The organism is Rhodobacter capsulatus, assembly GCF_005144475.1.
GTDB classification, from domain to species: domain Bacteria; phylum Pseudomonadota; class Alphaproteobacteria; order Rhodobacterales; family Rhodobacteraceae; genus Rhodobacter; species Rhodobacter capsulatus_C.
The window spans coordinates 67,148-92,527 of record NZ_SWJZ01000009.1 but is presented as its reverse complement, the minus strand read 5'-3'; the positions used below and the strand labels follow the sequence as shown (position 1 = coordinate 92,527).

22 protein-coding genes and 1 pseudogene are annotated in these 25,380 nt (G+C 62.6%); 17 read left to right on the top strand and 6 right to left on the bottom strand.

What is annotated here, in order from left to right; translation table 11 throughout:
- Positions 1–36 precede the first annotated feature (36 nt).
- Both FBT96_RS03120 and FBT96_RS03115 read right to left on the bottom strand, forming a co-directional pair.
- On the bottom strand, positions 37–3,195 hold the full coding sequence (locus tag FBT96_RS03120) for a multidrug efflux RND transporter permease subunit (RefSeq protein WP_089258497.1): 3,159 nt from the start codon (positions 3,193–3,195) through the stop codon (positions 37–39).
- 10 nt (positions 3,196–3,205) lie between these two features.
- Entirely contained in the window at positions 3,206–4,294 is a 1,089-nt protein-coding gene (locus FBT96_RS03115) for an efflux RND transporter periplasmic adaptor subunit (protein WP_249306239.1), read from the bottom strand.
- A 286-nt stretch (positions 4,295–4,580) separates the two neighbouring features.
- Between FBT96_RS03115 and FBT96_RS03110 the strand changes: the two genes are divergently transcribed.
- The gene (locus FBT96_RS03110) at positions 4,581–5,174 is read left to right on the top strand and encodes a TetR/AcrR family transcriptional regulator (RefSeq protein WP_169583145.1); all 594 of its coding nucleotides are present in this window, start codon (positions 4,581–4,583) and stop codon (positions 5,172–5,174) included.
- A gap of 727 nt (positions 5,175–5,901) precedes the next feature.
- Here the strand turns inward: FBT96_RS03110 and FBT96_RS21565 are convergent.
- Positions 5,902–6,258, bottom strand: a complete 357-nt coding sequence (locus FBT96_RS21565) for a DUF1403 family protein (protein WP_136904909.1) — start codon at positions 6,256–6,258, stop codon at positions 5,902–5,904.
- Positions 6,259–6,384: 126 nt separating this feature from the next.
- On the opposite strand from FBT96_RS21565, the gene FBT96_RS03100 reads away from it, so the two are divergent.
- The 8 genes from FBT96_RS03100 (at position 6,385) to FBT96_RS20535 (ending at position 15,928) form a co-directional block, all read left to right on the top strand.
- On the top strand, positions 6,385–7,524 hold the full coding sequence (locus FBT96_RS03100) for a tyrosine-type recombinase/integrase (protein ID WP_249306237.1): 1,140 nt from the start codon (positions 6,385–6,387) through the stop codon (positions 7,522–7,524).
- Positions 7,525–7,944: 420 nt separating this feature from the next.
- Positions 7,945–8,829, top strand: a complete 885-nt coding sequence (locus tag FBT96_RS03095; protein WP_136904908.1) for a recombinase family protein — start codon at positions 7,945–7,947, stop codon at positions 8,827–8,829.
- A gap of 293 nt (positions 8,830–9,122) precedes the next feature.
- Positions 9,123–10,268, top strand: a complete 1,146-nt coding sequence (gene repA / locus FBT96_RS03090; protein WP_169583144.1) for a plasmid partitioning protein RepA — start codon at positions 9,123–9,125, stop codon at positions 10,266–10,268.
- Positions 10,258–11,187 (top strand): ParB/RepB/Spo0J family partition protein, encoded by a 930-nt coding sequence (locus FBT96_RS03085; protein WP_136904906.1) that lies wholly within the window; start codon positions 10,258–10,260, stop codon positions 11,185–11,187. The genes repA and FBT96_RS03085 overlap by 11 nt, the downstream gene beginning before the upstream one ends.
- Positions 11,188–11,390: 203 nt before the next feature.
- Positions 11,391–12,503, top strand: a complete 1,113-nt coding sequence (locus FBT96_RS03080; RefSeq protein ID WP_136904905.1) for a helix-turn-helix domain-containing protein — start codon at positions 11,391–11,393, stop codon at positions 12,501–12,503.
- A gap of 127 nt (positions 12,504–12,630) precedes the next feature.
- Complete coding sequence (locus tag FBT96_RS03075) at positions 12,631–14,802, top strand: ParB/RepB/Spo0J family partition protein (protein WP_136904904.1); 2,172 nt, start codon at positions 12,631–12,633, stop codon at positions 14,800–14,802.
- Positions 14,803–14,901: 99 nt separating this feature from the next.
- Entirely contained in the window at positions 14,902–15,375 is a 474-nt protein-coding gene (locus FBT96_RS03070) for a hypothetical protein (RefSeq protein ID WP_136904903.1), read from the top strand.
- Positions 15,376–15,763: 388 nt separating this feature from the next.
- Positions 15,764–15,928, top strand: a complete 165-nt coding sequence (locus FBT96_RS20535; RefSeq protein ID WP_018001789.1) for a hypothetical protein — start codon at positions 15,764–15,766, stop codon at positions 15,926–15,928.
- A 149-nt stretch (positions 15,929–16,077) separates the two neighbouring features.
- Here the strand turns inward: FBT96_RS20535 and FBT96_RS03065 are convergent, their stop codons facing one another.
- Complete coding sequence (locus FBT96_RS03065) at positions 16,078–17,172, bottom strand: Fic family protein (RefSeq protein WP_136904902.1); 1,095 nt, start codon at positions 17,170–17,172, stop codon at positions 16,078–16,080.
- Between the two features lie 119 nt (positions 17,173–17,291).
- Positions 17,292–17,609, bottom strand: coding sequence for an H-NS histone family protein (locus FBT96_RS03060; protein ID WP_136904901.1), 318 nt, complete (start codon positions 17,607–17,609; stop codon positions 17,292–17,294).
- 421 nt (positions 17,610–18,030) lie between these two features.
- Between FBT96_RS03060 and FBT96_RS03055 the strand changes: the two genes are divergently transcribed.
- Positions 18,031–18,435, top strand: coding sequence for a single-stranded DNA-binding protein (locus tag FBT96_RS03055; RefSeq protein WP_136904900.1), 405 nt, complete (start codon positions 18,031–18,033; stop codon positions 18,433–18,435).
- A 318-nt stretch (positions 18,436–18,753) separates the two neighbouring features.
- Here the strand turns inward: FBT96_RS03055 and blaRCP are convergent, their stop codons facing one another.
- Positions 18,754–19,635 (bottom strand): RCP family class A beta-lactamase, encoded by an 882-nt coding sequence (blaRCP, locus tag FBT96_RS03050; RefSeq protein ID WP_028030786.1) that lies wholly within the window; start codon positions 19,633–19,635, stop codon positions 18,754–18,756.
- A 138-nt stretch (positions 19,636–19,773) separates the two neighbouring features.
- Here blaRCP and FBT96_RS03045 point away from each other — a divergent pair, with 138 nt between their 5' ends.
- From FBT96_RS03045 to FBT96_RS21560, 7 genes and pseudogenes are all read left to right on the top strand, one after another.
- Positions 19,774–20,643 carry a LysR family transcriptional regulator gene (locus FBT96_RS03045; protein WP_035026280.1) on the top strand — a complete coding sequence of 290 codons (870 nt, stop codon included), beginning with the start codon at positions 19,774–19,776 and terminating at the stop codon, positions 20,641–20,643.
- 341 nt (positions 20,644–20,984) lie between these two features.
- Positions 20,985–22,184 carry a DUF932 domain-containing protein gene (locus tag FBT96_RS03040; RefSeq protein WP_089258505.1) on the top strand — a complete coding sequence of 400 codons (1,200 nt, stop codon included), beginning with the start codon at positions 20,985–20,987 and terminating at the stop codon, positions 22,182–22,184.
- 89 nt (positions 22,185–22,273) lie between these two features.
- Positions 22,274–22,774 (top strand): hypothetical protein, encoded by a 501-nt coding sequence (locus FBT96_RS03035; RefSeq protein WP_028030784.1) that lies wholly within the window; start codon positions 22,274–22,276, stop codon positions 22,772–22,774.
- Between the two features lie 97 nt (positions 22,775–22,871).
- Positions 22,872–23,390: a hypothetical protein gene (locus tag FBT96_RS03030; protein WP_028030783.1), complete on the top strand. Its 519-nt coding sequence runs from the start codon at positions 22,872–22,874 to the stop codon at positions 23,388–23,390.
- 101 nt (positions 23,391–23,491) lie between these two features.
- Entirely contained in the window at positions 23,492–23,983 is a 492-nt protein-coding gene (locus FBT96_RS03025) for a DUF6878 family protein (RefSeq protein ID WP_028030782.1), read from the top strand.
- A gap of 197 nt (positions 23,984–24,180) precedes the next feature.
- On the top strand, positions 24,181–25,113 hold the full coding sequence (locus FBT96_RS03020; protein ID WP_136904899.1) for an IS110 family RNA-guided transposase: 933 nt from the start codon (positions 24,181–24,183) through the stop codon (positions 25,111–25,113).
- Positions 25,110–25,202: pseudogene (locus FBT96_RS21560) on the top strand (DUF6915 family protein); the annotation flags it as partial. The gene FBT96_RS03020 and the pseudogene FBT96_RS21560, both read left to right, overlap by 4 nt.
- Positions 25,203–25,380: the final 178 nt, after the last annotated feature.

Sequence of the window (25,380 nt, the reverse complement as noted above, 5' to 3'; positions counted from 1 at the left end):
GAAACGGGGGCATGCTCTGCCATGCCCCCGCCAGGGCTACTCCGCGGGATGCGAGGACATCGGGGCGCCCGCAACGGAGGCCTTGTTGCCAAGGCGCTTATGCGTCCCGAAAATCTTCATCACGAAGACGAAGAAGATCGGCGCGAACAAAACACCCAGGATGGTCGCCGAGAGCATGCCGCCCACCACATTGATGCCGATGGCATTCTGGCTGGCAGCCGAGGGACCGGTGGCAATCGCCATCGGCACCACGCCCATGGTGAAGGCCAGCGAGGTCATCAGGATCGGGCGGAACCGCAGGCGGCAGGCCTCGACCGTGGCGGCCATCAGCTCCATCCCTTCGGCGATCAGATCCTTGGCGACCTCGACGATCAGGATCGCGTTCTTTGCCGAAAGCCCGACAATGGTGATCAGCCCGACGGTGAAGAAGACGTCATTCGCCATCCCCGCCCACATCACCGCCGCCACCGAACCAATCGCCCCCATCGGCACGATCAGCATCACCGAAAGCGGGATCGACCAGCTGCCGTAAAGCCCGGCAAGGCAAAGGAACACGAAGAGGATCGAGAGGCCGATCAGGATCGGTGCCTGGGAGCCGCTTTCGATCTCCTGTTTCGACTGACCGGTCCATTCATAGGCGAAACCGGTCGGCAGCTCGCCGGCCAGGCGTTCCATCTCGGCGATGGCCTCGCCCGAGGAATAGCCCGGTGCGGCCTCGCCGTTGATCCGGAGCGAAGGATAGCCGTTATAGCCGACGATCTGCGTCGGGCCGTAACCCCATTCCGCCGTCGCAAAGGATGAGAGCGGTACCATACCACCCTGCACATTGCGGACGTTGATCTTCATCACGTCTTCAATGTTCATCCGGCTCGACGCCTCGGCCTGAACCATGACGCGCTGCATTTTGCCTTCATTCGGGAAGTCGTTGATATAGCCAGAGCCAAGCGCGACCGAGATGGTGCGGTTGATCTCGCCAAAGGTCACGCCGAAGGCATTGGCCTTTTCGCGATCGACACGCAGGCTCAGCTGCGGGCCGGCGGGAAGACCCTCGATATACATCTGGCCAAGGATCGGGCTGTCAGCGGCACCGGCCATGATCTGGCCTGCGGCCTCCTGCAGCGCCGCATTGCCCATATTGGCGCGGTCCTGCAGCCGGAAGGCAAAGCCCGAGCTGGTGCCAAGGCCCTGGATCGCCGGGGGCGACAGCGCGAAAGCGATGGAATCGCGGATCGAGAACAGCATCCCCGAAAGCTGGCCTGCCAGACCACCGGCGGAAAGCTCGGGGGTTTTGCGCTCGGCCCAGTCTTTCAGTGTCACAAAGGCGAGACCCGAATTCGGCCCCTGACCGAAGAAGGAATAACCCTGGATCACCACGATGGAATCGACGCCATCCATGCCAAGCGCAAAGCCCTCAGCCTGTTTGGTGACCTCGCGCAGGCGGTAGGTGGTGGCGCCGGGCGGGGCCTGAAGGTTGGCGACCAGATAGCCCTGATCTTCTTCGGGCAGGAAGGACGAAGGGATTTTGACATAGAACCAGGCCAGGCCTGCCACCAGCGCAACATAGATGATCATCATCCGGCCCGCGCGACGTGTCAGCCCGCCGACCACGCCGGTATAACCTTTGGTGGCGCGGTCGAAATTGCGGTTGAACCAACCAAAGAGGCCGCGTTTGGCGTGACCGTGACCCTTGGCGACCGGCTTGAGGAAGGTCGCGCAAAGCGCCGGCGTCAGCGAGAGCGCAAGGAAGGCGGAAAACGCAATCGAGACGACCATGGTCAGCGAGAACTGCTGATAGATGATGCCCACCGAGCCCGGGAAGAAGGCCAGCGGAATGAACACCGCCATCAGCGCCAGCGTGATCCCGACAATCGCGCCGGAAATCTGCCCCATCGCCTTTTTCGAGGCCTCTTTCGGCGATAGCCCCTCTTCGGACATGATCCGCTCGACGTTTTCCACCACCACGATGGCGTCATCGACGAGAATGCCGATGGCGAGGATCATCGCGAACATGGTCAGCACGTTGATCGAGAAACCCGCCGCCAGCATGACCGCCAGCGTCCCCGCCAGTGCGATCGGCACCACAAGGGTCGGGATCACGGTATAGCGGAAGTTCTGCAGGAAGACGAACATCACGACAAAGACGAGGCCAACGGCTTCCAGCAGCGTCATCACCACCTTGTGGATCGAGGCGGAAACGAAGGGCGTGGTGTCATAGGGGATCTGATAGTCGATCCCCTCGGGGAAGAGCGGCGCAAGCCGTTCCATCACATCGCGCACGCCAGATGCCGTATCCAGCGCATTGCCGGTGGGCGAGAGCTGGACACCGATAGCCGCAGTTTCCTGGCCATTGAGGAAAGTCTTGAAGGCATACATCTCGGCATCGATTTCGATGCGCGCGACATCTTTCAGCAAGACGAGCCCGCCACCCTCGGCCGAACGCAGCACGATATTGCCGAATTGCTCGGGGGTGGAAAGCTGGCCGCTCACCAGCAGCGTGGCCTGAAGCTGCGTGCCCGCAGACGCCGGTTCCGCACCGATGGAGCCGGCGGTGACCTGAGCATTCTGCTCGGCAATGGCGCTGGTGATGTCGGTGACAGAAAGGTCCAGACCAACAAGCTTTGCCGGGTCGATCCAGACCCGCAGCGCACGTTCGGTCGCGAAGACCTGGGCGCGCCCCACGCCGGGCACACGCCGCAACTCATTGACGACATTGCGCGAAATATAGTCGCCAAGCGCCACGGCATCGAGACCGGTTTCCGGCGTCGCGGTCAGCGTCACCATCATCAGAAAGCCCGCACCGGCCTCTTCGACCAGGACGCCTTGCTGCTGCACCTGCTGCGGCAGGGCGGATTCCACCCGGCGCAGACGGTTTTGCGTGTCGACCACGGCCTGGGAGACTTCGGTCCCGGCCTCGAAAGTCACATCGATGGTGACGGCGCCGGTCGATTCCGAGGTGCTCTGGAAATAGAGCATCCCGGGAATGCCGTTCAGCTCTTCCTCGATGGGCTGGGTGACCTGCTGATACAGATCCTCAGGCGAGGCGCCCGCGAAACGGGTTGAGATCGAGACCTGGGGAGGGGCCACATCAGGATATTGCGATACCGGAAGCATCGGCAGCGAAAGCGCGCCCGCCAGCATGATGAAGATCGCGATGACCCAGGCCAGAACCGGGTTGTCGATAAAGTAACGTGCCATGGATCAGAACTCAGTTCGTATCGCCAGCGGCCGCATCACCGCCGAGGCGCTGGATGCAGACATCTGCGGGTGGCTCGGAGAGGGAGGGATCGGCCCAGCAGACCGGAGCCACCGGCGCGCCGGGGCCCATTTTCTGGAAGCCGTCAACGATCAGCGTCTCGCCCTCGCTCAGCCCCTCTTCCACGATCACCCGATTACCGGTTGCCCGGCCCAGAACGACCGGCTTCAGCGCGGCGGTGCCTTCGGCGGTCACGACATAGACCTGGGCCGCCCCCGAGGCGCTGCGCTGCACTGCCTGGCTGGGGATCGCGATGGCCGCCGCCGAAGTCGCCTGCTCGACCGAGACGCGCACATACATGCCCGGCAGCAACACCCCGTCAGGATTGGGGAATTCGGCGCGCAGCGTCACCTGGCCCGAGGACCGCTCCACCGCCGCCTCGGCAAAGAGCAGCTTGCCGGCATGTTCATATTGTGACCCGTCATCCAACAGAAGCACCACCCGCGCCGCGCCCGGCTCGACCTCGGTCAGCCGCCCCGAGGCCAGTTCGGCCCGCAGCCGCAGCAGTTCCGAGACCGGCTGCTGCATATCGGCATAGACCGGATCAAGCTGCTGGATCGTGGTCAGCACCTCGCCCTGCGCCGAGACCAGTGCCCCTTCGGTCACCTGCGCCCGCCCGATCCGCCCCGAGATCGGCGCGCGGATTTCGGTGAAGCCGAGATTGACTTCGGCCGCGCGCAATTGCGCATTGGCCTCGGCCAGCGCCGCTTCGGCCTGGAGCCGTGCCGCCATCGCGGTCTCATATTCGGCCTGGCTGGTGATATTGCGCTCATTGAGCGAGGCATAGCGCCGCTCGGTTGCCCGCGCATCGACCAGAACCGCCTCGGCACGGGCAACTGTGGCCTTCGCGGCTTCGACGGCGATCTCATAGGTCGCGCGGTCAAGGCGGAACAGCACATCCCCTTCGGCCACCACACTGCCCTGCTCGAAATCGCGGCTCTCGATGATGCCATTCACCCGCGGCCGCACATCGGCAACCTGCGTCGCCGAGATCCGCCCCGGCAGCTCTGAGGTGACGGCAAGATTTTCGGGCTGGATCACAATGACCCCAACCCCCGAGGGCGGCATCTGCCCGTCCTGGGCCAATGCCGGACTGCAAAGAAGGATCAACGGCAGAAACCGTGCCCCCGCGAGGAGGCGACTGAAAGCGGGCATGGGAGAGTCCAAAGCTGGGAACGGAAGATATGATTTCAATCCTGGCTATATGTCCAAGTTGGACGCGTGTCCATATTGCTCGGGCGGGAAATCACCGCTATACTGCACGAAAGCGGCGCCGGGAGGGCTGATTGTGGCATATTTATCACGTGAGGCGCGGCGAGAGCAGATCGTGAACGCGGTGGTTGACCTCGTCTCGCAAGAGGGCCTGGCAGCCGCCACGGTACGACGCATCGCCCAGGATCTGGGATGTTCTCCCGGTCAGATCCACCATCATTTCGCCTCGGCCGACGCGCTGCGGGCCGAGGCGGTGCGCGAGGTCTGGCGCCGGCTGGAGCCGGATCTCGTCGCGCTGTTGCGCCGCCATGCCCCGCGTGAGCGTATCGCGACCATCCTCTCCGGCTGCGTGGCGGATATCGATCCGGCGCTCAACCCGCTTCTGGTCGTCGCGCATCACCTCTGGCAGAAAGCGTGGGACAGTCGCAAAACCCCCGCAATCCGGGATGCTTTCACCGAGGGGATCGCGAATATGCAGCGCGAGATCATGATGGCGCTGCAGGAGCTGGTCGAAACCGGAGCGCTTGCCGCCGGGAGCGATCTGGACGAAATGTCGCTCGCGCTGATTGCCGCCTCGCAAGGCTATGACTTTCTGGCCGAGACCATCGGCGTCAACCACCTTGGCGCGGAGAAGGCCAGCTATGCCGACAAGCTGCTGTCGCGCTTCGGCTTGCCCGCCAGCGCGGACGACATATCCCGACCGGACTGAGGCAGGCGGAAAATCGGCCGGCCAGCCCTCGGCAGCCCCTCCAGGTCACTCCATCGAACGAGACTTGCCCGTGCCGAGCCCGACCGCAGGCTGACGATGGCCGAGGTCGGCGCCCCTTCGCATTTCTGACCAGTGCTTCTGTGCGCAACAGGCCGCTGTTTTCCACCGGAACGCGGCCAGGCCTGAGGATATCGCGCCCGCTCGACCGAACCGGGTTCCGGAGAAGAAGCCCTGGCCGTTCAGGCGGTGTAGTCCCATGGCATGCCCAGGCTGATCCCCGGCGCGAAGACCTGGCGGCCGGTGCTGAGCGATACGTAAGATCGCCCTTCTTTTCGCGCCCGGCTACAGCCCCGCCACGCCGGTTGGGGCGAACAGAAACCATTGTCCGGCGATAGCTCTCCAGTCTTTGCGAGCAGGTTCTTATCGTCGATGGTCGATTGCGGTTCTGCCTTAATCGCCTCCCCGAACACCCCGTCCCGCCCCAGGGAGATGGTCGCTCCACTGACAGATCTGCCTGGGTGAACGTTGAAATCCTGCACCAGTTCGATCGGCGTTCTTTCGCCCCTGACCACGGCAACTGGCACTCAAGCGTCTGGAAAACAGTGCCCCGGACAGTTTGCTGATCCTCCACACAGCCTGAAGGCCAGGCTGTGGTTTCGGCGCGATTGTCTTCCCATCGCATTCTCCCTGCTCCCGGCACAATGCTGCTGTCGCGTGGAAAATCCACTTATCCCGGCGGTTCAGACTTCGTCATCCACCTCTCAACCCGCAAGCCGGACCGCCGGGTCACGGACCTCGCCCCCGCCTGACCAACCGCGCCTCGCCCAAGGCACGCCAGCCGAGCAGCATCTTCCCGGCGCCCCTCGAGCTGCGAGACCGCCACTGCACCCGAAAGCGCCAGCCGCTTGCGCCAGAGGAAGCCGACCGGGTCGTCGGACCGGACCACCGGATCGAGGGCGGCAAGCGCAGCACCGGTGGAAAACATCACCGTTTCAATATCATCGCGACCAACAGCCTGCCGGAGCCAGCGCGGCAGCGCCGGAGGGATTGGGGCGAGATGAAGAGGGTTCGGGGCGCGGACCATGCCGGAAGGCTAGCATCTATCGGCGCTTTATACTACGTACGTCTGATATATCCGCCGCGCATGTCATGTCTTAATCAAGTCCAATAACCTTGCCTTATCGGACGTAAAAATGATATACTCAAGAACATGGGTCGTCTCACAAATAACAGCACCAAAATCGAGGGGTCGGGCGGGTCAGAATCCGAGATTTCGAGCTCAGCGTCCTATGACTCGCTGAACGGTGACGAACACGACGAGAGAGATCGTTCAGACCGCGATGCAATCGCCCTGCCCTCTCATGTCGCGGGGTCCGGCGCGCTCGACCGGCTGATCGATACCGCCCGAGACTACGCCGAGGCCTCGACGGCCGGGAACACCAACAAGGCCTACGCGGCCGACTGGAAACACTTCACCCGCTGGTGCCGACTGAAAGGCACGGAACCTCTGCCCCCCTCACCCGAGATGATTGGACTTTATGTGGCTGATCTGGCTGCACCAACCGGGAAGACCCCTGCCCTTTCGGTCTCCACGATCGAGCGTCGTCTCTCGGGGCTTTCCTGGAACTATAGGCAGCGCGGGTTCACTCTTGATCGCAAGAACCGCCACATCGCCACGGTTCTGGCCGGGATCAAACGCAAGCATGCGCGCCCGCCGGTTCAGAAAGAGGCGATCCTGCCTGAGGACATCCAGGCCATGGTGGCCAGCCTTCCCTACGATCTCCGCGGGCTCCGAGACCGGGCGATCTTGCTTTTGGGCTATGCAGGCGGCTTGCGCCGGTCGGAGGTGGTCTGCCTCGATGTGCATAAGGACGATACTCCGGACTCCGGCGGTTGGATCGAGATCTTCGATGGAGGCGCCCTGCTCACCCTCAATGCCAAGACCGGATGGCGCGAGGTCGAGGTCGGGCGCGGCTCAAGCGACCAGACCTGTCCCGTCCACGCGCTGGAGCAATGGCTACACTTTGCCAAGATCGACTATGGCCCGGTCTTCGTACGCACATCGCGGGATGGCAAACGTGCGCTCGAAGCCCGCCTCTCCGACAAGCACGTCGCACGGCTGATCAAGGCAACCGTTCTGAAGAGCGGCGTCAGATCCGATTTGCCGGAAGCCAAGCGGCTGGAAATGTTCTCCGGTCATTCCTTGCGCGCCGGACTCGCCTCGTCGGCAGAGGTTGATGAGCGCTATGTTCAAAAGCAACTCGGACATGCGTCGGCCGAGATGACCCGGCGCTACCAGCGCAGGCGCGACAGGTTCCGGGTGAACCTGACCAAAGCGGCAGGGCTGTGAAGCTCAAGAAACTTGACGCGTTGGTGAAGCGCTAAGGTGAAATTCCAGCGCTTCAGTTTCAGCTTACTGCTTCAATTGAAATCGGGAACTAAACGCGACAACCACAGATATTCGTCGGATCTCTCCTCAGCCTCTTCCACCCCGGGCAGAGGGTCGTCAAAACCATCATGTGGAGCAGATGCTTGAGGCTTCATATGTGCAAAATACGTCCATTTTGCACTTTACTCAATGGTTTTCTCGGACTGCGTCTGCACTCCTTACATAGCACGCGCGCGCGACTGCCTGCGAGACCACTCTGATCGCGCACAGCCTGAGGAAACCAAGGGCATTTCGCGGACCTCGGCCGTAGAGAGCGCCCTTGCATCCGTTTACAAACGGTCGTTTATTAGTGGTATATGAAACTGCAAACGGCCTGTTTTGATGCCCCTGATCGGCTATGCGCGCGTCTCAACCGAGGAGCAGACCCCCCTACCCCAGTCGCAGGCCCTGAAATCCGCAGGCTGCGTCGAGATCCACGAGGAGCAGGCCTCGGGCGGGAACCGCGCGCGGCCCGTGCTGGCGCGGGTGCTGGAGCGGATCGGCAAGGGCGACACGCTGGTGGTGGTGCGCATCGACCGTCTGGCGCGGTCGCTCTCCCACCTCCTCGAGGTGATCGAACGGCTGGAGGCCAAGAACGCCTTCTTCCGATCTCTCACCGATCCGATCGACACGTCCTCCCCGCAGGGTAAGTTCACCCTCCAGGTCCTCGGCGCCGCAGCTGAGTTTGAGCGCGCCCTGATCCGCGAACGCACCAAGGCCGGCCTGGCCAGTGCACGAACCAAAGGCCGGGTTGGCGGCAATCCGGGCCTGCGCGTCCGGGATCCGGCGGCGCTGCGCAAGGTGCGGCTGGCCCGGCAGGACGGCTATATGGAACGCCTGAACGAGACGGCGCAGGACTGGGTGCCCCATGTCCGCCGCCTGCGGCCCGACTTAGCCTGGGAAGATGTGGTGCGCATCGTCAACGGCCCCCTGCCCCACGAGCGTCAGTGGACGCAAAGTCGGCTTTTGCGCGCGGTCAACGCCTATGTCCGGGACGGCTTCCTGCCGCCCACGGTACTGGACCGCGCCGGCCGCCGCGAGACCGACGACCGCCTGCCCGCCATCGTCGCCGCCATTAAGGGCGCAGACCCCGACATCACGCTTCAGGCGATTTGTACCCGGCTGGAGGCGATGCGCGAGCGCACGCCCCGCGGGCGGACAAGCTGGCAGCCGTCGTCGGTGAAGATGCTGCTGGAGAGGGCTGAGAGGCTGGGGCTGCTTGCGTGAAGTCGTGGGAATCGGTCGCGCGATTCTAAAGATCTGCGTTAGGTAGGCGTCGACAATACATGTTGTGGCCATGACATCGCGGGCTACGAACTGTTGAAGTACTCTGCGAACAAGGCTGCCCAAGACGCTGATACTTCACGGTTTTTTCTCGTCAGGAATCTGCCGCCTCAACACCTCTAGGCCGCTCAACGGATTGGGCTGGATTTACTCACCAAAACTGTTAAGGTCTACAAAACAATAAAGACTTGAGGGCAGTGATGAGCGGGATACGGGCATCTCAAAGATTCGATGTCATGTCCAAGCGGCTCGGTAGCCGGTTGCGTGAACATGCGCAGGAGACGTTCCCACCGGATGCCCAGAAGGGTCTCCGTCGCTTCGCGATGCGGGAAGCCGCCGATCTGCTTCGGATCAACCAGAACACCTTCCGCCATCATGTGTCAAATCTCGAAGGCTTTCCGGAAGGCACCCTCGAGGGTGGCAACCGCCGCAGCTTCACTGCCGAGGACATGGTCGAAGCCCAACGCGTCCTTCTTGAGACGGGTAGGATCAAGCCCGATGAACACCCTCACAGAAGAGCCGGCGAACCGTGCCAGGTCGTGACGATCTTCAACCTGAAGGGCGGCAGCGCAAAAACGTCGACCGTTGCTCATGTTGGTCAGCTTCTGGGCCTTCGCGGCTATCGGGTCCTGCTTATCGACCTCGACAGCCAGGCAAGTCTGACAAACCTGTTCGGGGTTACCCCTGAGCTCGATCCGGACATGCCGACCTCCTACGATCTGATCCGATCCGAGGGGCCCCTGCCCGCCTCAGATATCATTCGCAAAACGAACTTCCCGACAGTGGATCTGATCCCGGCCTCCATGGACATCATGGAGTATGAGTTCGAGGTCGCTCTGAGCTTCAGACACGGCGCCACCACCTTCCACAGTCGGATCCGTGAAGCGCTTGAGCCTGTCCTGAGCCGATATGATGTGGTGATCTTCGACACCCCGCCGCAGCTGAACTTCTCGGTGATCTCTGCCCTCTTTGCTTCCACCGGGGTCCTGATCCCGCTCAACGCGTCCATGCTTGATGTCATGTCCCTGGCAAGCTTCCTCGGTATGGCAAGCAACCTGATGGGCGTCGTCGAGGCGCATGCTCCCGAACACGGCCTGAACTTCGTGCGGGTGCTGATCACCCGCTACGAGAATACCGATGGTCCGCAGGTCCAGATCTCGTCTCTGCTTCGGACGGTCCTTGGCGATGCGGTCCTCCCGGCCGAGTTCCTGAAGTCGACAGCGGTAGGTGATGCCGCCAATACGCAGCAGAGCATCTTTGAGGTCGAACCTCGCGACGTGAACCGCAGAACCTACGAACGTGCAATCGAGTCCGTTTCGCGCGTGACCGACGAAGTCGAACGCGAAATCCTAAAGGCATGGGGGCGTAGCCATGGCGCGTAAGGTCTTCGGAGATTCCCTCAAGAACGCGATGGGCAATGCCGCGACCGCAGAAGAGGACGTGGATCTTGATCTGAAACGTACGAGCCCGACAGTCGCTCGTGCGCAAGCATCCGTGCTCGAGGAAGACAAACACGCCACGCGCCTGATCGACCCGAGCGCCGTGCGGATGTCCGCAGTCATGGACCGTATCGATCCGAGCGATGGCCTCGAGGAACTTGTGTCCTCGATCCGTGAGCATGGGCAAAAGGTTCCCATTCTCGTCCGCCGAACCCAGGATGGCGCACTTGAGATCGTCTATGGGCGCCGCAGGCTTCTCGCATGTCGTGAGCTTGGTCAGAAGGTGCGGGCCACGGTCATGGAAATGACCGAAGAGGAAGCGCTGATCGCCCAAGGCGTGGAGAACAATGCCCGCCAAGACCCCTCGTTTATCGAGAGGGCTTTGTTCGTCGCCGGCATCATTCGAGAACTTGGGAAAACAGACGAGACGCGCAAGAACGCCCAGACCATCGCCTATCGGGCACTCCAGATCGATGAGTCTCTGGTCTCTCGGATGAACCGTATCGCGACGGGCATTCCGATGGAGCTGATCCAGGCCATCGGACCAGCACATGGCGTTGGTAGGCGGGTCTGGGAGAAGCTTTTCAGGCTGTGCGAGAAGGACGTCTCGAGAGCCAGGGAAGTTGCCCGCGAAATCCCACGAACCTTGCCGGGTCCAGAGCGACTTGACGCAGCGGTTACGCTGCTCACGGCCACCAAGACAACTCCGCCCAAGGCTGAGTCAGGTGAGCGCGTTAAGATTGGCCGCAAAGGCAACCGCATCACCATCGATGTGGACGCTGATCTTGCCCCGCGCGTCGAAGATGCCATCCGAAAACTGATCGGCGAGCTTCTTGACCGCGGTCAAGATGGCCCAGAGTGACGACCCCGTGTCTTGACCGCAGTCAAGACATCTAGAGCAACGAGCAGAAAACGAAAGGAGGACCGGCTAGAAAAGGAAAGACCCCCCGAAAGCGGTGCTTCCGAAGGGCCTCAATCAGTCTCGACACCTGATTGATACCCCCAAAACGAATCGAGTTCAACACCGCTCGCGGTGACCGGGGAAGCTTTTTCTTCCGAAACACCATGAGACATGTCACTCAAACACGAACCGCCATGGCGGAACCGAGAGCTATTGCCTGCCCTACTATCTACGAACTTCTGGGACCGGTACGCGCCCTGCGGAAAGAACTTGGCCTGACGAGCAACGACATCACAGTCTTGACGGCCCTGATCAGCTTTCTTCCCCGTGATCGACAAACCATAAGTGGTGAGACCCCACCCAAACTTACCGTTGTGTTCCCCTCCAATGCCTCCTTGTCTGAGCGCGCAAACGGCGTCGATGAGAGGACCCTACGTCGCTGCTTAGGCCGTCTTGACGCAGCCGGCCTCATTGACCGGAAGAACTCGGCAAACGGCAAACGCTTCCCTCTGCGGTATGGCGGCATCATCCGGGACGCGTTTGGGATCGACCTGAACCCACTGATACAGAACCACGACGCACTGGCGGCCGAAGCATTGAAGGTTGCGGAGAAGCGTGAACGCCTTCGCTCCCTCAGGGCAGAAGCACTAGCACTGCGCGCATCCCTCCTTCAGGACCAGCGCCTCGACGAAGCGCGGCTGTCCTCACTCGGAGCGATCAGGAACATCCTTCGACGAGCAACTCTCACGGTTGATGCAGTCTTGCAGATCATCGCTGATCTCCGAGAACTCGGAGCCAACGCCGCACAGAGCTACGGAGAGTGCGAGAATTCAAGCGCGCCCGTGGACGAAATCCAATCACGCGACCAAGCCCTCACCCATGATTGCACGCGCGAAATGTCCGCCAAGAACGGACAAAATGACCGGCAGGTAGAGTCCATAAAAAAAGAACTTATTAAGAAGGACGCGCAGGCAAAGCAGACCAGCGCTGACCGAAACATTGCAGGGCCTTCCATGAACCGAGACCCTGAAAAAATGTCATGGACAGACTTCACACATGTCTCTGACTTCTTTCCAGACCCACCACGAACAGGAGAAGCCCTCAACCGCGTTCTCTTCGATATCGGGCGATTGCTTAGAATACGCCAAGAAAAGCTGATGCGTGGCCTCCAGAAAACCGGCGCTGGACGGCTTCTAGTGATCTTAGATTACCTGTTGGGGAAAGGAGAAACGATCAGGCAGCCCGAGGCATACTTTGAAACGATCCTGGGCGCATAGAACATGCAGCTTTGACTTCTTGACCGCGGTCAAGAACGCCGAAGAGAGAGAAAGGTTGGGGGTTTGAGGAGTGACGGGAAGTGAGATCGGGAGAGTGGCTTCCGGCGCCCGTCGTGGAGAAGATCTGATGGCGAAAGCAGCCCAGAAAGTCATCCTGTCCCCCTCGCGGGACATCCCCTTCGACAAGCTCGTGCTGAGCCAGTCCAACGTGCGGCGCATCAAGGCAGGCGTCTCGATTGAGGAACTGGCCGAAGACATCGCGCGGCGCGGCCTGCTGCAGGGCTTGAACGTCCGGCCCGTGGTCGATGCTAAAGGGATCGAAACCGGCATATTCGAGATCCCGGCTGGTGGTCGTCGTTTCCAGGCGCTGTCGCTGCTGGTGAAGCAGAAGCGGCTGACCAAGACCGCGCCGATCCCTTGCATCGTGCGGGATACGGCGTCGGAGATCCTCGCCGAGGACGACTCGCTGGCGGAGAACATGCAGCGCGTCGCCCTGCACCCGCTGGACCAGTTCCGCGCGTTTCAGGCCCTGCGCGAAAAGGGTCAGGGCGAGGAAGCGATCGCAGCGGCCTTCTTCGTCACGCCGCAGATCATCAAGCAGCGCCTGAAGCTCGCCTCCGTGGCCCCTGCCCTGCTCGAGGTCTATGCCGAGGATGGCATGACGCTCGAACAGCTGATGGCGTTCACGGTGAACCCGGATCATGCGCGTCAGGTGCAGGTCTGGGATGCGGTGAAGAACTCCTGGAACAAGGAGCCTTATGCCATCCGGCGCATGCTCACGGAGACCTCGGTTCGGGCCTCGGATCGTCGCGCGGTCTTCGTCGGTATCGCTGCATATGAGGCGGCGGGCGGTGTCGTGCTGCGCGATCTCTTCCAGGGCGATGACGGCGGCTGGCTCGAGGACCCTGCCCTGCTCGACCGGCTGGTTGCCGAGAAGCTCCAGGCCGAAGCTGAAGCGCTGACTTCCGAGGGCTGGAAGTGGATCGAGGTCGCGACCGACCTGCCTTATGGCTACAGCCATGGTCTCCGGCGTCTGACCGGTGATCCGGCGCCGATGACCGAGGAGGAAAGCGCGGCCCACGCTGTGCTCCTCGCCGAGTACCGCACGCTGGAGGAAGAGTATTCCGGCCAAGACGAATACCCCGAGGAGATCGACGCTCGGCTCGGGCAGCTCGAGATGGCGATGGAAGCGCTCGAACAGCGGCCTCTGATCTACGATGAGGACGAGGTCCCGCGCGCGGGCGTCTTCGTGACTCTGGATCGGGATGGCAGCTTGGCTGTCTATCGCGGCTATGTCCGGCCCGAGGATGAGCCGCGCGAGGAGACCGCGGTCCAGGCTGACGATGCCGCGGACGGCATGGGGCAGGGCGGTGATGTCGGTGTTTCCAGTTGGAAACCGTCGGCGACTTCCGCCGGGGGCACCGTCATCACTTCGGGCGGTCAGCCGGTCGGCGCGGATGCGTCCGATGAGGAAGATGACGGCGCGCTGAAGCCGCTGCCCGAACGGCTGGTCATGGAACTGACCGCCCACCGGACCCTCGCGCTGCGTGAGGCCATCGGGCGTTCGCCGGACGTTGCTCTGACGCTCCTGCTCCTGAAGTTGGTGACGGATACCTTCCGCACCTCCTCTGCGACGGGCAGCTGCCTCGAAGCCTCGGTGCGTCACGTCTACATGTCGGCCCAGGCGCCCGATCTGAAGGACAGCGTCGTGGCGAAGCTCGTCGACGAGCGTCACGCCGCCTGGGAGGCTGATCTGCCTCTCGGCGATGATGCCGCGCTCTGGGACTATCTGACGGTCCTCGACCAGGGCAGCCGTCTGGCGCTGCTGGCGCATTGCCTCAGCTTCGGGATCAACGCGCTCCATGAGAAGGTGAACCCCTATGGGGCGGGCATCTCGGCCAGCGGCCTGACCCGCCGCATGGCCCATGCCGATCTCGTGGCCCGCGCGGTGGATCTCGACATGGTCGAGGCGGGCTGGGAGCCGACAGTCGATGGCTACCTCAACCGTGTGCCCAAGGCCCGGATCCTCGAGGCCGTGCGCGAGGCGAAAGGGGAGGGGACAGCGCAGCTTCTCGATCACCTCAAGAAGGGCGAGATGGCCACAGAAGCCGAGCGGCTCCTCAAGGGCAGCAGCTGGTTGCCTGAGGTCCTGCGCCGGGCCGATCTGGCCGTAGACGACGGCAAGGAGATTGCAGAAGGGCAGGGGGAAGATGCGAGCGCGCCCGACGATATCGATCTCCCCGCCTTCCTGACGGTCGATCTGCCGGACAGCAAAGCGTCGATGCTGGCTGCAGAGTGATCTGAGCCATCCGGGGGCGGGGAAACCCGCCCTCAACCTAACAAAATACAGCAATATCAATGTGATGAATGCGGTCGCTCGCATTCGGGATGAGGAATCATGTCTGCAACAACCATCATCGACACAGCCCCCCTCGGGGCGCTGATCCGCTACACCGACGGCAGTCCCAAGCCGCCCGCACGGTTCACCAAGAAGCTGGCAGCCTGGGAGCGCTCGAACGGCGTCGGCCGTCTGGTGAAGAAGGAGCCGCCCCGGGTCTATACGACCTGGACGGCACCAGCCTCCTTCACGCTGCATGAGGGCAACTTCTCTTCGGACGGGGTCATTCTCGTCACCATCATGCGCAGCCACTCGGCGGACAGCCGGCTGATCTTCGAGGTGGCCGAGGAACCAAAGCTGGGGCAGGTCCGCGTGCTTCTGGACTTCGGTGGCAACACCGAGCTGCTACATCTGGCGGAATCCGTCACCGCGGCCGAACTCTGGATCGCGCGGGAGGGCTATCGCAACGCGCGGCTCGAAATCGTCGGTGCCGAGGACGGCGATAGGGCAGGGGGCGCGGACCTGGCCGCCTGAGCCCTGACAAGGCGTGAGGGGCCAGCCCACAGGCGGGCCTCTCACGAACCACAATCTCGTCCCGCAAAGTCACGGGGCACCAAAGGATCCATCCCCCAAGACGGAAGTTTGCAACCAAGAGCATGGCCGGGAGGCTGGCGGCGTTCCAAGCACCAGCGGGACATTCGGCTCCTGACGTTTGGGCACCGTCCCCCGCTCGCCATTCCCTTCCTTGCCCCGAATCCTGTCTTCGAGATCAACCCGCGAGGGGTCGGACTACGGGCAAGCCCGTGCCGCCGGGTGGATTCGGGCGAGCCGAACGCACCCGGTGATGTCAGCCAGTCTTCGGGCCTGCGGGGTCCTGTCGCGCGGGGGATGGTCCCCCGCCTCCCAGACAGGAGCCAAACAGATGTCCCGCAAAGATGCACACGCCTTCGCCGCCTCCCTCGCCGCCACGCTCATGGTTTCGATCGTCGTCTTCCAGGCAGGGGATGGAACCTTCGGCGCCGTCCCCGCCGATGAAATCGACGGAGACGAGGTCCAGGTCGTCGCTGAGGTTGATCCGTGGGCATGATGCCCACGGTTTTTGCCGAGGGCTCGGCGTCGGGGCAGGGGCTCCGATCCGGGCCTTTCGTCCCTTAGCCGTTGCGGCCGACCAGAAAGTTGAGCCGACGCGCTTATCGGCACAACCGTCTAAAGGAGCCTTAGGCACCGCGTCGGAACTTACGGCCCGCCCGACACGTCGAGGAAGAGTTTCACGAGCGCGACGTTGATGAAGTAGTTGTTCTTTCCAGAGCGGTGCTTTTCGACAAAGCCCCGCTCAGCCAAGGTGTCGAGATACTTAGCGGCCGTCTGCCGACTGACACCCAGATCGTTCTGCAGGTATTCGATCCTTGTGTATGGGTGGCGGAACAGGTTGTTCAGGAGTTCCTGGCTATAGATCTTCGGCAATTCATCCCGAAGCCTGTGTTTCACGTCCGCCATTTGCTGTCGAATGCCGGTGACGATCTCGACTGTCGTGGCAGAAGTTTCTGCGACAGCCTCCAGCATGTAGATGACCCAAGTTTCCCAATCCCCAGTGTCGCGCACCGCCTGCAAGTGTCTGTAGTAGTTCGCCTTGTTGCGGGTGATGAATCGCGACAGGTAGAGCACCGGGATGTCGAGCAACCCCGTTCTGGTCAGATAAAGCACATTCAGGATGCGCCCGATCCGTCCGTTCCTGTCCGGAAACGGGTGGATGCTTTCGAACTGATGATGGATCAAGGCCATCTTGATCAACGGGTCGAGTGCGCAGAGGTCATCGTCGTTGATGAACCGTTCGAGCGCTGTCATGTGGCTGACAATCTCGTGCGCGTCCTGGGGTGGAACGAAGACGATCTCCCCTGTTTGCTCGTTTTTCAGCGCGGTTCCCGGTGTCGCGCGAAACCCATCGCTGCGGCCCTTCAGCAAGCGGAACATGTCGATGAGCGCCGAGTTCGGGATGAGGCCGCCGGTTTGGCCCAAGCGCGCGTATCCAAGTCGCAACGCATCGCGATAGAGTGCTACCTCTTTGGCAGCAGGAGACTGCGGATCGTCAGGGAAAACATCCGCTTGGAACAGCTCGTCCTGCGTTGTGACAATGTTTTCGACCTCCGACGAGGCCTTGGCTTCCTGAAGCGCCAGTGTGTCGATCAGAATGCCTTGGTTCGGAATGGTCTTCGCCTGACCCTTCAGGTCTGCTAACGCGCGGCTGGCTCGAGCGAGCGCCTTCAGCACAGGAACAGTTTCGATCTCGGCCGGGGGTGGCAGGGCGGGAATGGCGTAGGTCGGCTTTAACATGTGCTCCGCGTCGTGTTAAGAAATCGTCGTTTTTCTAACATGATCGAACAGTCGTGTCAGCAAAAACCGGTTTCCTTAACTTGGGCCATGCTTCGCCCGGGCGGGGTCACCCAACTCCGTCAGACCGCCAGAGCGCTCGGGTCCTTGCCGGCGTTGATGTGGTCTGCGAACCACTGCGGTTTCCGGCCCCGGCCCGACCAGGTGAGGGCCGCGTTCTCAGGGTGCCTATACTTCGCGAGGGCCGGCGCACGGGTGGCTTTCACCTCAATACCGATCAGTTCGGCGAGGGAGTAGCCCATCTCCTTGGCGATTGCCTCCAGCTTGGCGCGGGCTTCTGCCTTGTGCCGGTCTTCGTAGGTTGAAATCGCCTTGGCGAGGTCCTTCTGCAATTGCCGCAGCTCCTTCAGCGACATCGCCTCGAGATTGAAATCTGCCATTGGGTCCTCGTGTCCTGAATGATGCATCCGGGATAGCCGTCAGATCGCAACATCGCAACTCCCACAGAGGTCACCGCGATAGGGCAGGGGGATGAGGTTGCCTTGAGCCGCAGGGTTGGCGCTTTCGTAAATGCTTCAACCCCGTTGCCTTGGCCAGGAAGGCCGAGTTCTGCGAGAGCCCCAAGTCGCCCCTATCCCCGGTGCCATCCCTTCGACTGATAATCCCCTAAGCCTGTTCGGCCTCTGGCGCGCAACCCCGCGTCAGTCCGGGCCGTGTTGCCCCTTTGGGGCTGCCCGCTCCTCCCCGGACCTCTGGGGGTTTCCGGTCGCCGTTCCGTCTCCCGTGCACGCCTCAGCCGACAGGCTTTTCCGGGTCTTGTCGAAGGGACGGTCCCAGGGACAAAAAACACAGGAGCTTACCATGCAGAACATCGTTATCCTCGCCGGCAACATCGGTCAGAAGCCCGAAGTGCGCTCGACCCAAGGCGGCACGAAGATCACCAACTTCACCCTGGCCACTTCGCGGCCGCGCCTCTCGGAAGGTCGCGTGATGCGCGACGAGAACGGCTACCGGGTCATGGACACCGAATGGCACCGCATCACCTGCTTCAACGGTCTCGGCAAGACCGTCGCAGAGCACTGCGAAAAGGGCATGAAGGTCCTCGTCCACGGCCGCATCCACTACACCAAGTGGACCGACGCAACCGGCACCGACCGCTACGGCTGCGAGATCATCGCCGAGAAGGTCGACTTCCTGAGCCGTCCGAAGTCGGCCGAGAACGAAAACCCCGAGCTGGTCGACCGCGACGACGAGATCCCGTTCTGAGGAACGGGGTCTCCCCCTCGGGCCCGGCGGGGAAACCCGCCGGGTTCAGTCGTTTTCGGCCCATTGCGGACCTTGGCCAAGATCACCGTTGCTGCAGCGCAGCTTCCCCATACCGGACCTTCATGCCACTGCGCAGCAAGATCCAAGATCCCGAGGTCCGCGGTGCGGGACTTTAGGGACGGTGCTAGAGCGGCTCCAGTCGACCAGGTATTGCAGGGCACCCCACCGGCACCATCGGCTGCGCAATGGCATGATGTCTCACTGCTCCGCAGCCCAAAGTACATCCTTTCTCAGAGCGGAAGCCGCGCCTGGGATAGGCTATTCGCGAACAACCGCGACCACCGCCCTACCCAGATCTTTGAGCGCCTCGTTGCGAACCTCGAACTCCGCGTCCGTATCCGAGATGAACATGGTCGCGATCCAGGGCGCTCCGCCTTCAGGCTGGATCACCGCGACGAGGTTGCGCGTGTGGCTTCCGCTGCCCGACTTGTCGAGGATCAGCCAGGCGTCCTCGGCCTCGGCGCGCAGCAATGCGCCGGTCACGCCGCCGTGGCGCATCCACTCCGCCAGCTTCCCGCGGGCCTCCGGAGACAGCACGTCGCCCAGCAGCAGCGCTCGCAGCGTCTCGGACATGGCGGCCGGGCTCGTGGTGTCCCGCTCGTCTCCAGAAGCGAAGTCGTTCAGCTTGGGCTCGATGCGGTCGAGACGGCTCGTCGGGTCGCCGACGCTGCGGAAGAACTGCGTCACCGCCTCCGGCCCCCCGAGATGCCCGATCAGGATGTTCGCCGCCACATTGTCGCTCATGTCGATCGCCGCGAGGCAGAGCTCGTCGAGGGTCATGTTGCCGCCGACCCGCGTCTCCGTGACGGGCGCGTAGGGCACGAGGTCGGCCTTGCGCACCGGCAGCGCATCGGAGAGCGACAGCCTGCCCGCGTCCCAACGCGCGAGGATGGCGCCGCAGACCGGCACCTTGACCGTGCTGTTCATGAGGAAAAGCTCGTCCTCGCGGTGAGACCAGGACCAACCCGTGCCGGTCTCCATGAGCGAGAGGCCGACGCGGGCGCCGAGCTGTTCCTCGATCCGGGCGACGGTTTCGGAGAGCGCCTCGACAGGCGTTTCGGCGAGGGAGGCCGTGGCCATGGACAGGCCGAGAGCGAGCCCTGTCGCGACACGCGACAGGACGGTAGCGGTGAACCGCATGGGACCATTCCTTTCAGGATCTGCGCCAGTGGCGCCTGGGATGCGACATCACATGATGTCATGCGGACTGTATATTTCGGCTTGATCGCAGCCATCAAACGACAAATCTTATGGCCTGCCATTAGCTGAGGTACTGCCATGGATCGCCCCGACCTGCCGCTCAATGCCCTGCGCGTATTCGAGGTCGCCATGCGCCAGGGCAGCTTTACCAAGGCCGCGATCGAGCTGCGCGTCACCCAGGCTGCCGTCAGCCACCAGGTCGCGCGGCTCGAGGACCTGCTGGGCACAGCGCTGTTCCTGAGGACCTCCCAGGGGCTGATCCCGACCGACGAGGGACGCCTGCTCTTTCCCGTGCTTGAGCATGGGTTCGACGCGATGTCGCGGGTGCTCGACCGTCTCGGCGGGCGGCGCGACATCGAGGTGCTAAAGGTTGGCGTCAACACGACCTTCGCGATGTGCTGGCTGATGCCGCGGCTCGAGGCGTTCCGACAGGCCCATCCCCAGATCGACCTGAGGATCTCGACCAACAACAACCGGGTGGAGATCCTGCGCGAGGGGCTCGACATGGCGATCCGTTTCGGCACTGGAGGCTGGACAGGACACGATGCGATCCCACTGGCAGAGGCGCCGATGGCGCCGCTCTGCGCGCCGGGCCTCGCGTCACGGCTGCTGCATCCCTCGGACCTCGGGCAAGTAACGCTTCTGCGCAGCTACCGAAGCGCCGAATGGCCGGGCTGGTTTGAGGCCGCAGGCGTGCCTTGCCCGCCTGTCACCGGGCCGGTCTTTGACAGCTCGGTGGCTTTGGCAGAGCTGGCAACCTCAGGCGCCGGCGTCGCCCTGCTGCCGATCTCCATGTTCGAGAGCTACATCGCGCAGGGCCGCTTGGCACAGCCTTTCGGCGTCACAGTTTCTGTCGGACGTTACTATCTCGCCTGGCCGTCCGACCGGCCCGCCACATCAGCGATGAGCACGTTCTCGCGTTGGCTGACCGGCCAGAGCGCTGAGTAAGCATCCAATTCGTGTCACCCCCCCCCAAGCCTGCCGTGCGCGCTAAGCGCCGCGGACATTGGCAGGCACCCACTTGGATGCCCGTCATGCAACATGAAGCCCAAAACCGACACGAAGGGCTCGAAAGGGCTCGAAGCAGAGTTGCGGCGGCACAGCTTGCTGCCCCCCAAGCGAGTGGGGTCTGCCCAGCAGAGACGGCCCTTCCGCGACGTTCGACCCAAGCGCGGCGAAGGTCCGCTTCCCGCCCTTCACATCAGCCAGAGTAAGAGGAGTGTCGATTTCCCGGCGACGGGTTGAGGGCTGGGAGAGTGGCTCCTGGCGCCCGTCGCGGGAGATAGCCGATGGGCGTTGTAGAAGTTCTGGATCCAGTCGCACCGGCGCGGGCGGGTGGCTGGAAAGTGGATGTGAGCCGGGGTGAGCGGAACGGGCGAGTGTCGTCCGAATGGTTCAACCGGCCCGATGATGAGCGGTATCTGTCGCTCGACGATCTCTGGGCCAATGTGAAAGGTCGGTCCGACCGCAGCCGCAGCCGAGTGGTGCAGACGGCGGATATCCGGGTCGAGGCCGCGCGCGATAACCCCGAGCGGTTGCATCTGATGCTGCCGAAAGCGCATGAACCTGTTGCGCCCACGCATTGGGCGTTCGGCCAGCTTGCCAGCATCGTCGGCGCTCCGGCCTCCTACCTGCGGCAGTTGCCCGCGCCGCTGGCGGGGATCAACCTGCAGTATGGCCTGACCAACCACCGCGCCGAGCAGGTGAAGACTTTCGAGACCGAGGATGGCCGCACTGAATTGCGCGCTGTGACCGGGCCGGACTACGGCCGCATCCATGACCATGAACTGGTCGAGGCGGTGCAACGGATCGCGGGCAATGGCACCGGCGACACGCGCTGGAAGGTGCCGGGGGTGCTCGACTGGTCGACCGGGGTCTACAACCCCGATGTCGAAATCAGCCGCGACACGACCACGCTCTATGCCTCGGACCGCGACGTCTTCCTGTTTCTCGTCGACGATCACAACCCGATCGAGGCGGGCCGGTTGCCGGACGGTTCCCCTGATCTCTACTTCCGGGGCTTCTATTGCTGGAACTCCGAGGTGGGCGCCAAGACGCTCGGCATGGCGAGCTTCTACCTTCGGGCGGTGTGCCAGAACCGCAACCTCTGGGGCGTCGAGGATTTCCAGGAGATCAAGATCCGCCACTCGAAATACGCCGCGTCGCGCTTCGCACATGAGGCGGCCCCGGCGCTGACGCGCTTCGGCAATTCCTCGCCGCAGGGTTTCGTGAACGGAATCAAGGCCGCGCGGCAGCAGATCGTGGCGCGCACGGATGAGGACCGGGATGACTTCCTGCGCAAGCGCGGCTTCTCGAAGGCGGAGTCGGGCAAGATCATCGAGAAGGTGCTGATGGAAGAGGGCCGCCCGCCCGAGAGCATCTTCGACTTCGTGCAGGGCATCACGCGGCTTGCGCGCGACAAGACCCAGCAGGATGCCCGGCTCGACATGGAAGGGCGCGCCAAGAAGCTACTCGACCGGGTCGGCTGACCCTGTGCCGGAGGCTCTGTTGCCTCCGGCCACTTTATTGCCAAACTGGATTGCTACTTGCCTGCAGTGATTCAAGTTGGGCGAAAAGTATGGATGATATCGATTGGTCTGATCGCGCGTTCTACGATGATGGCGAATGGGTTACTTGGTCAGAAATTGACGAGCAGCTGCGCTACAAAGAGTGGGGAGCAAAATACCCCAACGCCATCCGATCAATGATACCCTACTTTGAAGATCTGATATCGCTTGCGGAAAGCTATCACAGGGAGACGGGTCTTCATCTCGCCGTCTACGGCGATGTCGGTGAACTTTTCGGCGCCATCACGTATGGCATCAAGCTGAACAAAACCTACGCGCAAGGCGCTGACGGAAGACTTGGCAATGACCACGTCGAAGTGAAAACGATTACCCCCTTCAAGACGAAGGATGTCGTGGTGGTCGATACCGCAGGGAACTTCAACAAGTTGCTCGTGGTCAAGATCAACGAGGATTTCCAGGTATCAGGTCGAATGATTGACCGAAAGGATTTGCCTAAGCGGCAAGGTCGATACCTGCGTGTCCGATGGAGTGATTTGCCGTCGGCAAGTTGAGCAGCTTCTGTCGCTCCTTCGAGGAAGAGGGCGGCGGTTTGGTCTTTGACGGATAGGGCGGGGAGAGAGGCTCCCTGCGCCGTCGGAGGTTTCCCCCATGCTCGACTTGCCCTTGCCCATCCTGCCGACCACCGGCGCGCGGGGTGTCCCGCCAGGTTGTCCGTCTGGAAACTCCGATCTCAGTCATCCGTTCGCGCTGACCCTGTCGCGCCGCGCGCCGGCCGATCTGATGTCGGGCCGGGCCGCGCCCCTAGTGCTCGCCCGATTCGCGACGCTGGCCGATGCCATGCTGGGCGCGATCGACCATGCCGAGGGGATGGCCACGAACACCGCGCCCCAGCTGCTAGCAATCTTCGACCGCGACGAGCGCCTTGTGCTGGCCGGGGCCGCCAGCGACTGCGCCGTCGCGTGGTGTCACCCGGTGATGAGCGCCACAGAAGCGCGGGGCGTGGTGACCGAGGCGAGCCAGCTGCGCGCGCAGGCGGGCCGCGCGGCAACCTGGGGTGAACCCGATCTTGCGCAGCGGCTGCGCCACCGCGCCGATCTTCTGGATGGGCGGCTCGTCGACCCGCTCTGGCGCGCCTTCGCCGCCAGGTTACTGCAGGTCGCTGCGTGAGGCCCGAGAGACAGAGAAGGGCAGGGGGGATTTGGAGCTTGTCCGGGGGAGAGAGATCGCCCGGCCCGGCTCCGATCCCTTCCCCTTACCGGAGACACCCGATGACCCTGAGTGAACCCACCCTCGCGCCCCCGATGGCGCCCTCGACCGTCGACATGGCGCAGATCTTCGCGGCCCATGCCGAGCGTGCCGCTCGGATCGAAGCGCTGCGCCCCGGCAACAAGGATCGCCTCTTCGACGGCCTCACGGCCGCCGGCATCACCCATGTCACCGTGACCTTCGACGGGGCCGGGGACAGCGGCCAGATCGAAAGCATCGGCGCATGGTCCGGTGAGAATGCCGTCGATTTCCCCGCGACCGAGATCGCCTATGCCGCGCTGACCTGGGACGACCCCGAGGTCGAGATGCGCAACCTGTCACTGGAGGATGTTGTCGAGCAGCTGGCCTACGATTTCCTCTCCGACACCCATGGCGGTTGGGAGAACAACGACGGCGCTTGGGGCGAGTTCTGCTTCGACGGCGCGGCCCGATGCATCCACCTCGAGTTCAACGAGCGGTACACCTTGTCCGAACTCCACACCCACGATTTCTGAGGAGGCGGCGATGGCACATCCCTTGTCTATTGGGAAACTGGCATAATCAGGGTGGCTGGCGAGACCCCGACACATCCCTGGGCAACCAAGCCCGAGTGATAGCATGGGGCTCGCCAGCTGACCGTTGCTCAACCTGAACAGTTGCCTGGGAGGACTCCCCAAGGTGTCGATCCCGCAGAACAAGGATAGGTGCCGGAATGGCCTCTCACGAATTCATTGGCGTCGATGTCGCCATGGACTGGATCGACGTCTGTTATCTGTCCAACGGCCGCCATGAGCGGATAAAGTCTACAAAACAATCGCTTGCAAAGTTCGCCAAGACAGCGAACGACGCAGTCGTCGTGTTGGAAGCCTCAGGTGGTTATGAGCGGCCATTGATCGAAGCCCTGATCAAAGCCGAGGCCCGTTTCATACGTGTCAACCCGCGACAGGCGCGCGAGTTTGCGAGGGCGACGGGAAAGCTGGCAAAGACCGACAAGGTTGATGCGGCGATCCTTGCCCGAATGGGGAAAGCACTGGACCTTGTCCCTCCCCCCATCCCGGATCCTGACCGCGTGCGCTTGGCTGACCTGGTGGCGCGACGCGAGGATTTGGTCGCTGTGATCCAGGCGGAGAGAAACCGCCTCGGGACGAGCCGCGACGGTTGGATCCGGCGGGAAATTCAGCGTCTTGTTGCGATTCTTGAGGATCATCTCGATGCAGTTGAGAAGGAGATCGCTCGCCACATCGCGTCTTCCGGGTCTCTTCTCGAACAGGCACGTCGACTTCGCACGGCGCCTGGTATCGGACCGGCACTGGTTGCCGTGATACTTGCTCGATTGCCCGAGCTCGGAAGACTGAAGGCCAAGCAGATTGCTGCGCTTGCTGGACTTGCGCCGCAGGCATGTGACTCGGGTTTATCCAGAGGCAAGAGACGAGTGTGGGGTGGCAGAGCCGACATCAGGCGAGCCCTCTACCTCGCGGGGTTTGTGGCCAGCCGGTTCGATCCGACGCTGGCGGCGTTTCGAGCCAGACTTCAGGATTCTGGAAAGCCTCCGAAACTTGCGATTACCGCATGCGCCCGCAAGCTGCTCACGATCATCAACGCGATGGCGCGAGACGCGACAGATTACGCTTCTGCGGTCCCCTGAAAGACAGTTGCTATCACCACGCCCTGTCCTCCGTGAAGAAATGGGGCGGCACGGTTGATGACTTCATCGCCGTGCATGCCTGGTTAGATGTTACCTGGACAGGCAAGGATTTTTTTGGCGCCAAGGGTAGCGATAGTCCATAGGAGGGACCCCGCCGTCCGCACTGCGCGGATCAAAGCGCTGGCGGTGCGGACGGCGGGGAGGTCCCTGTGGTCTATCGCGATTGTCGCGCATCTCCGATTCATCTGTTTATGCTTGACTGTCCTT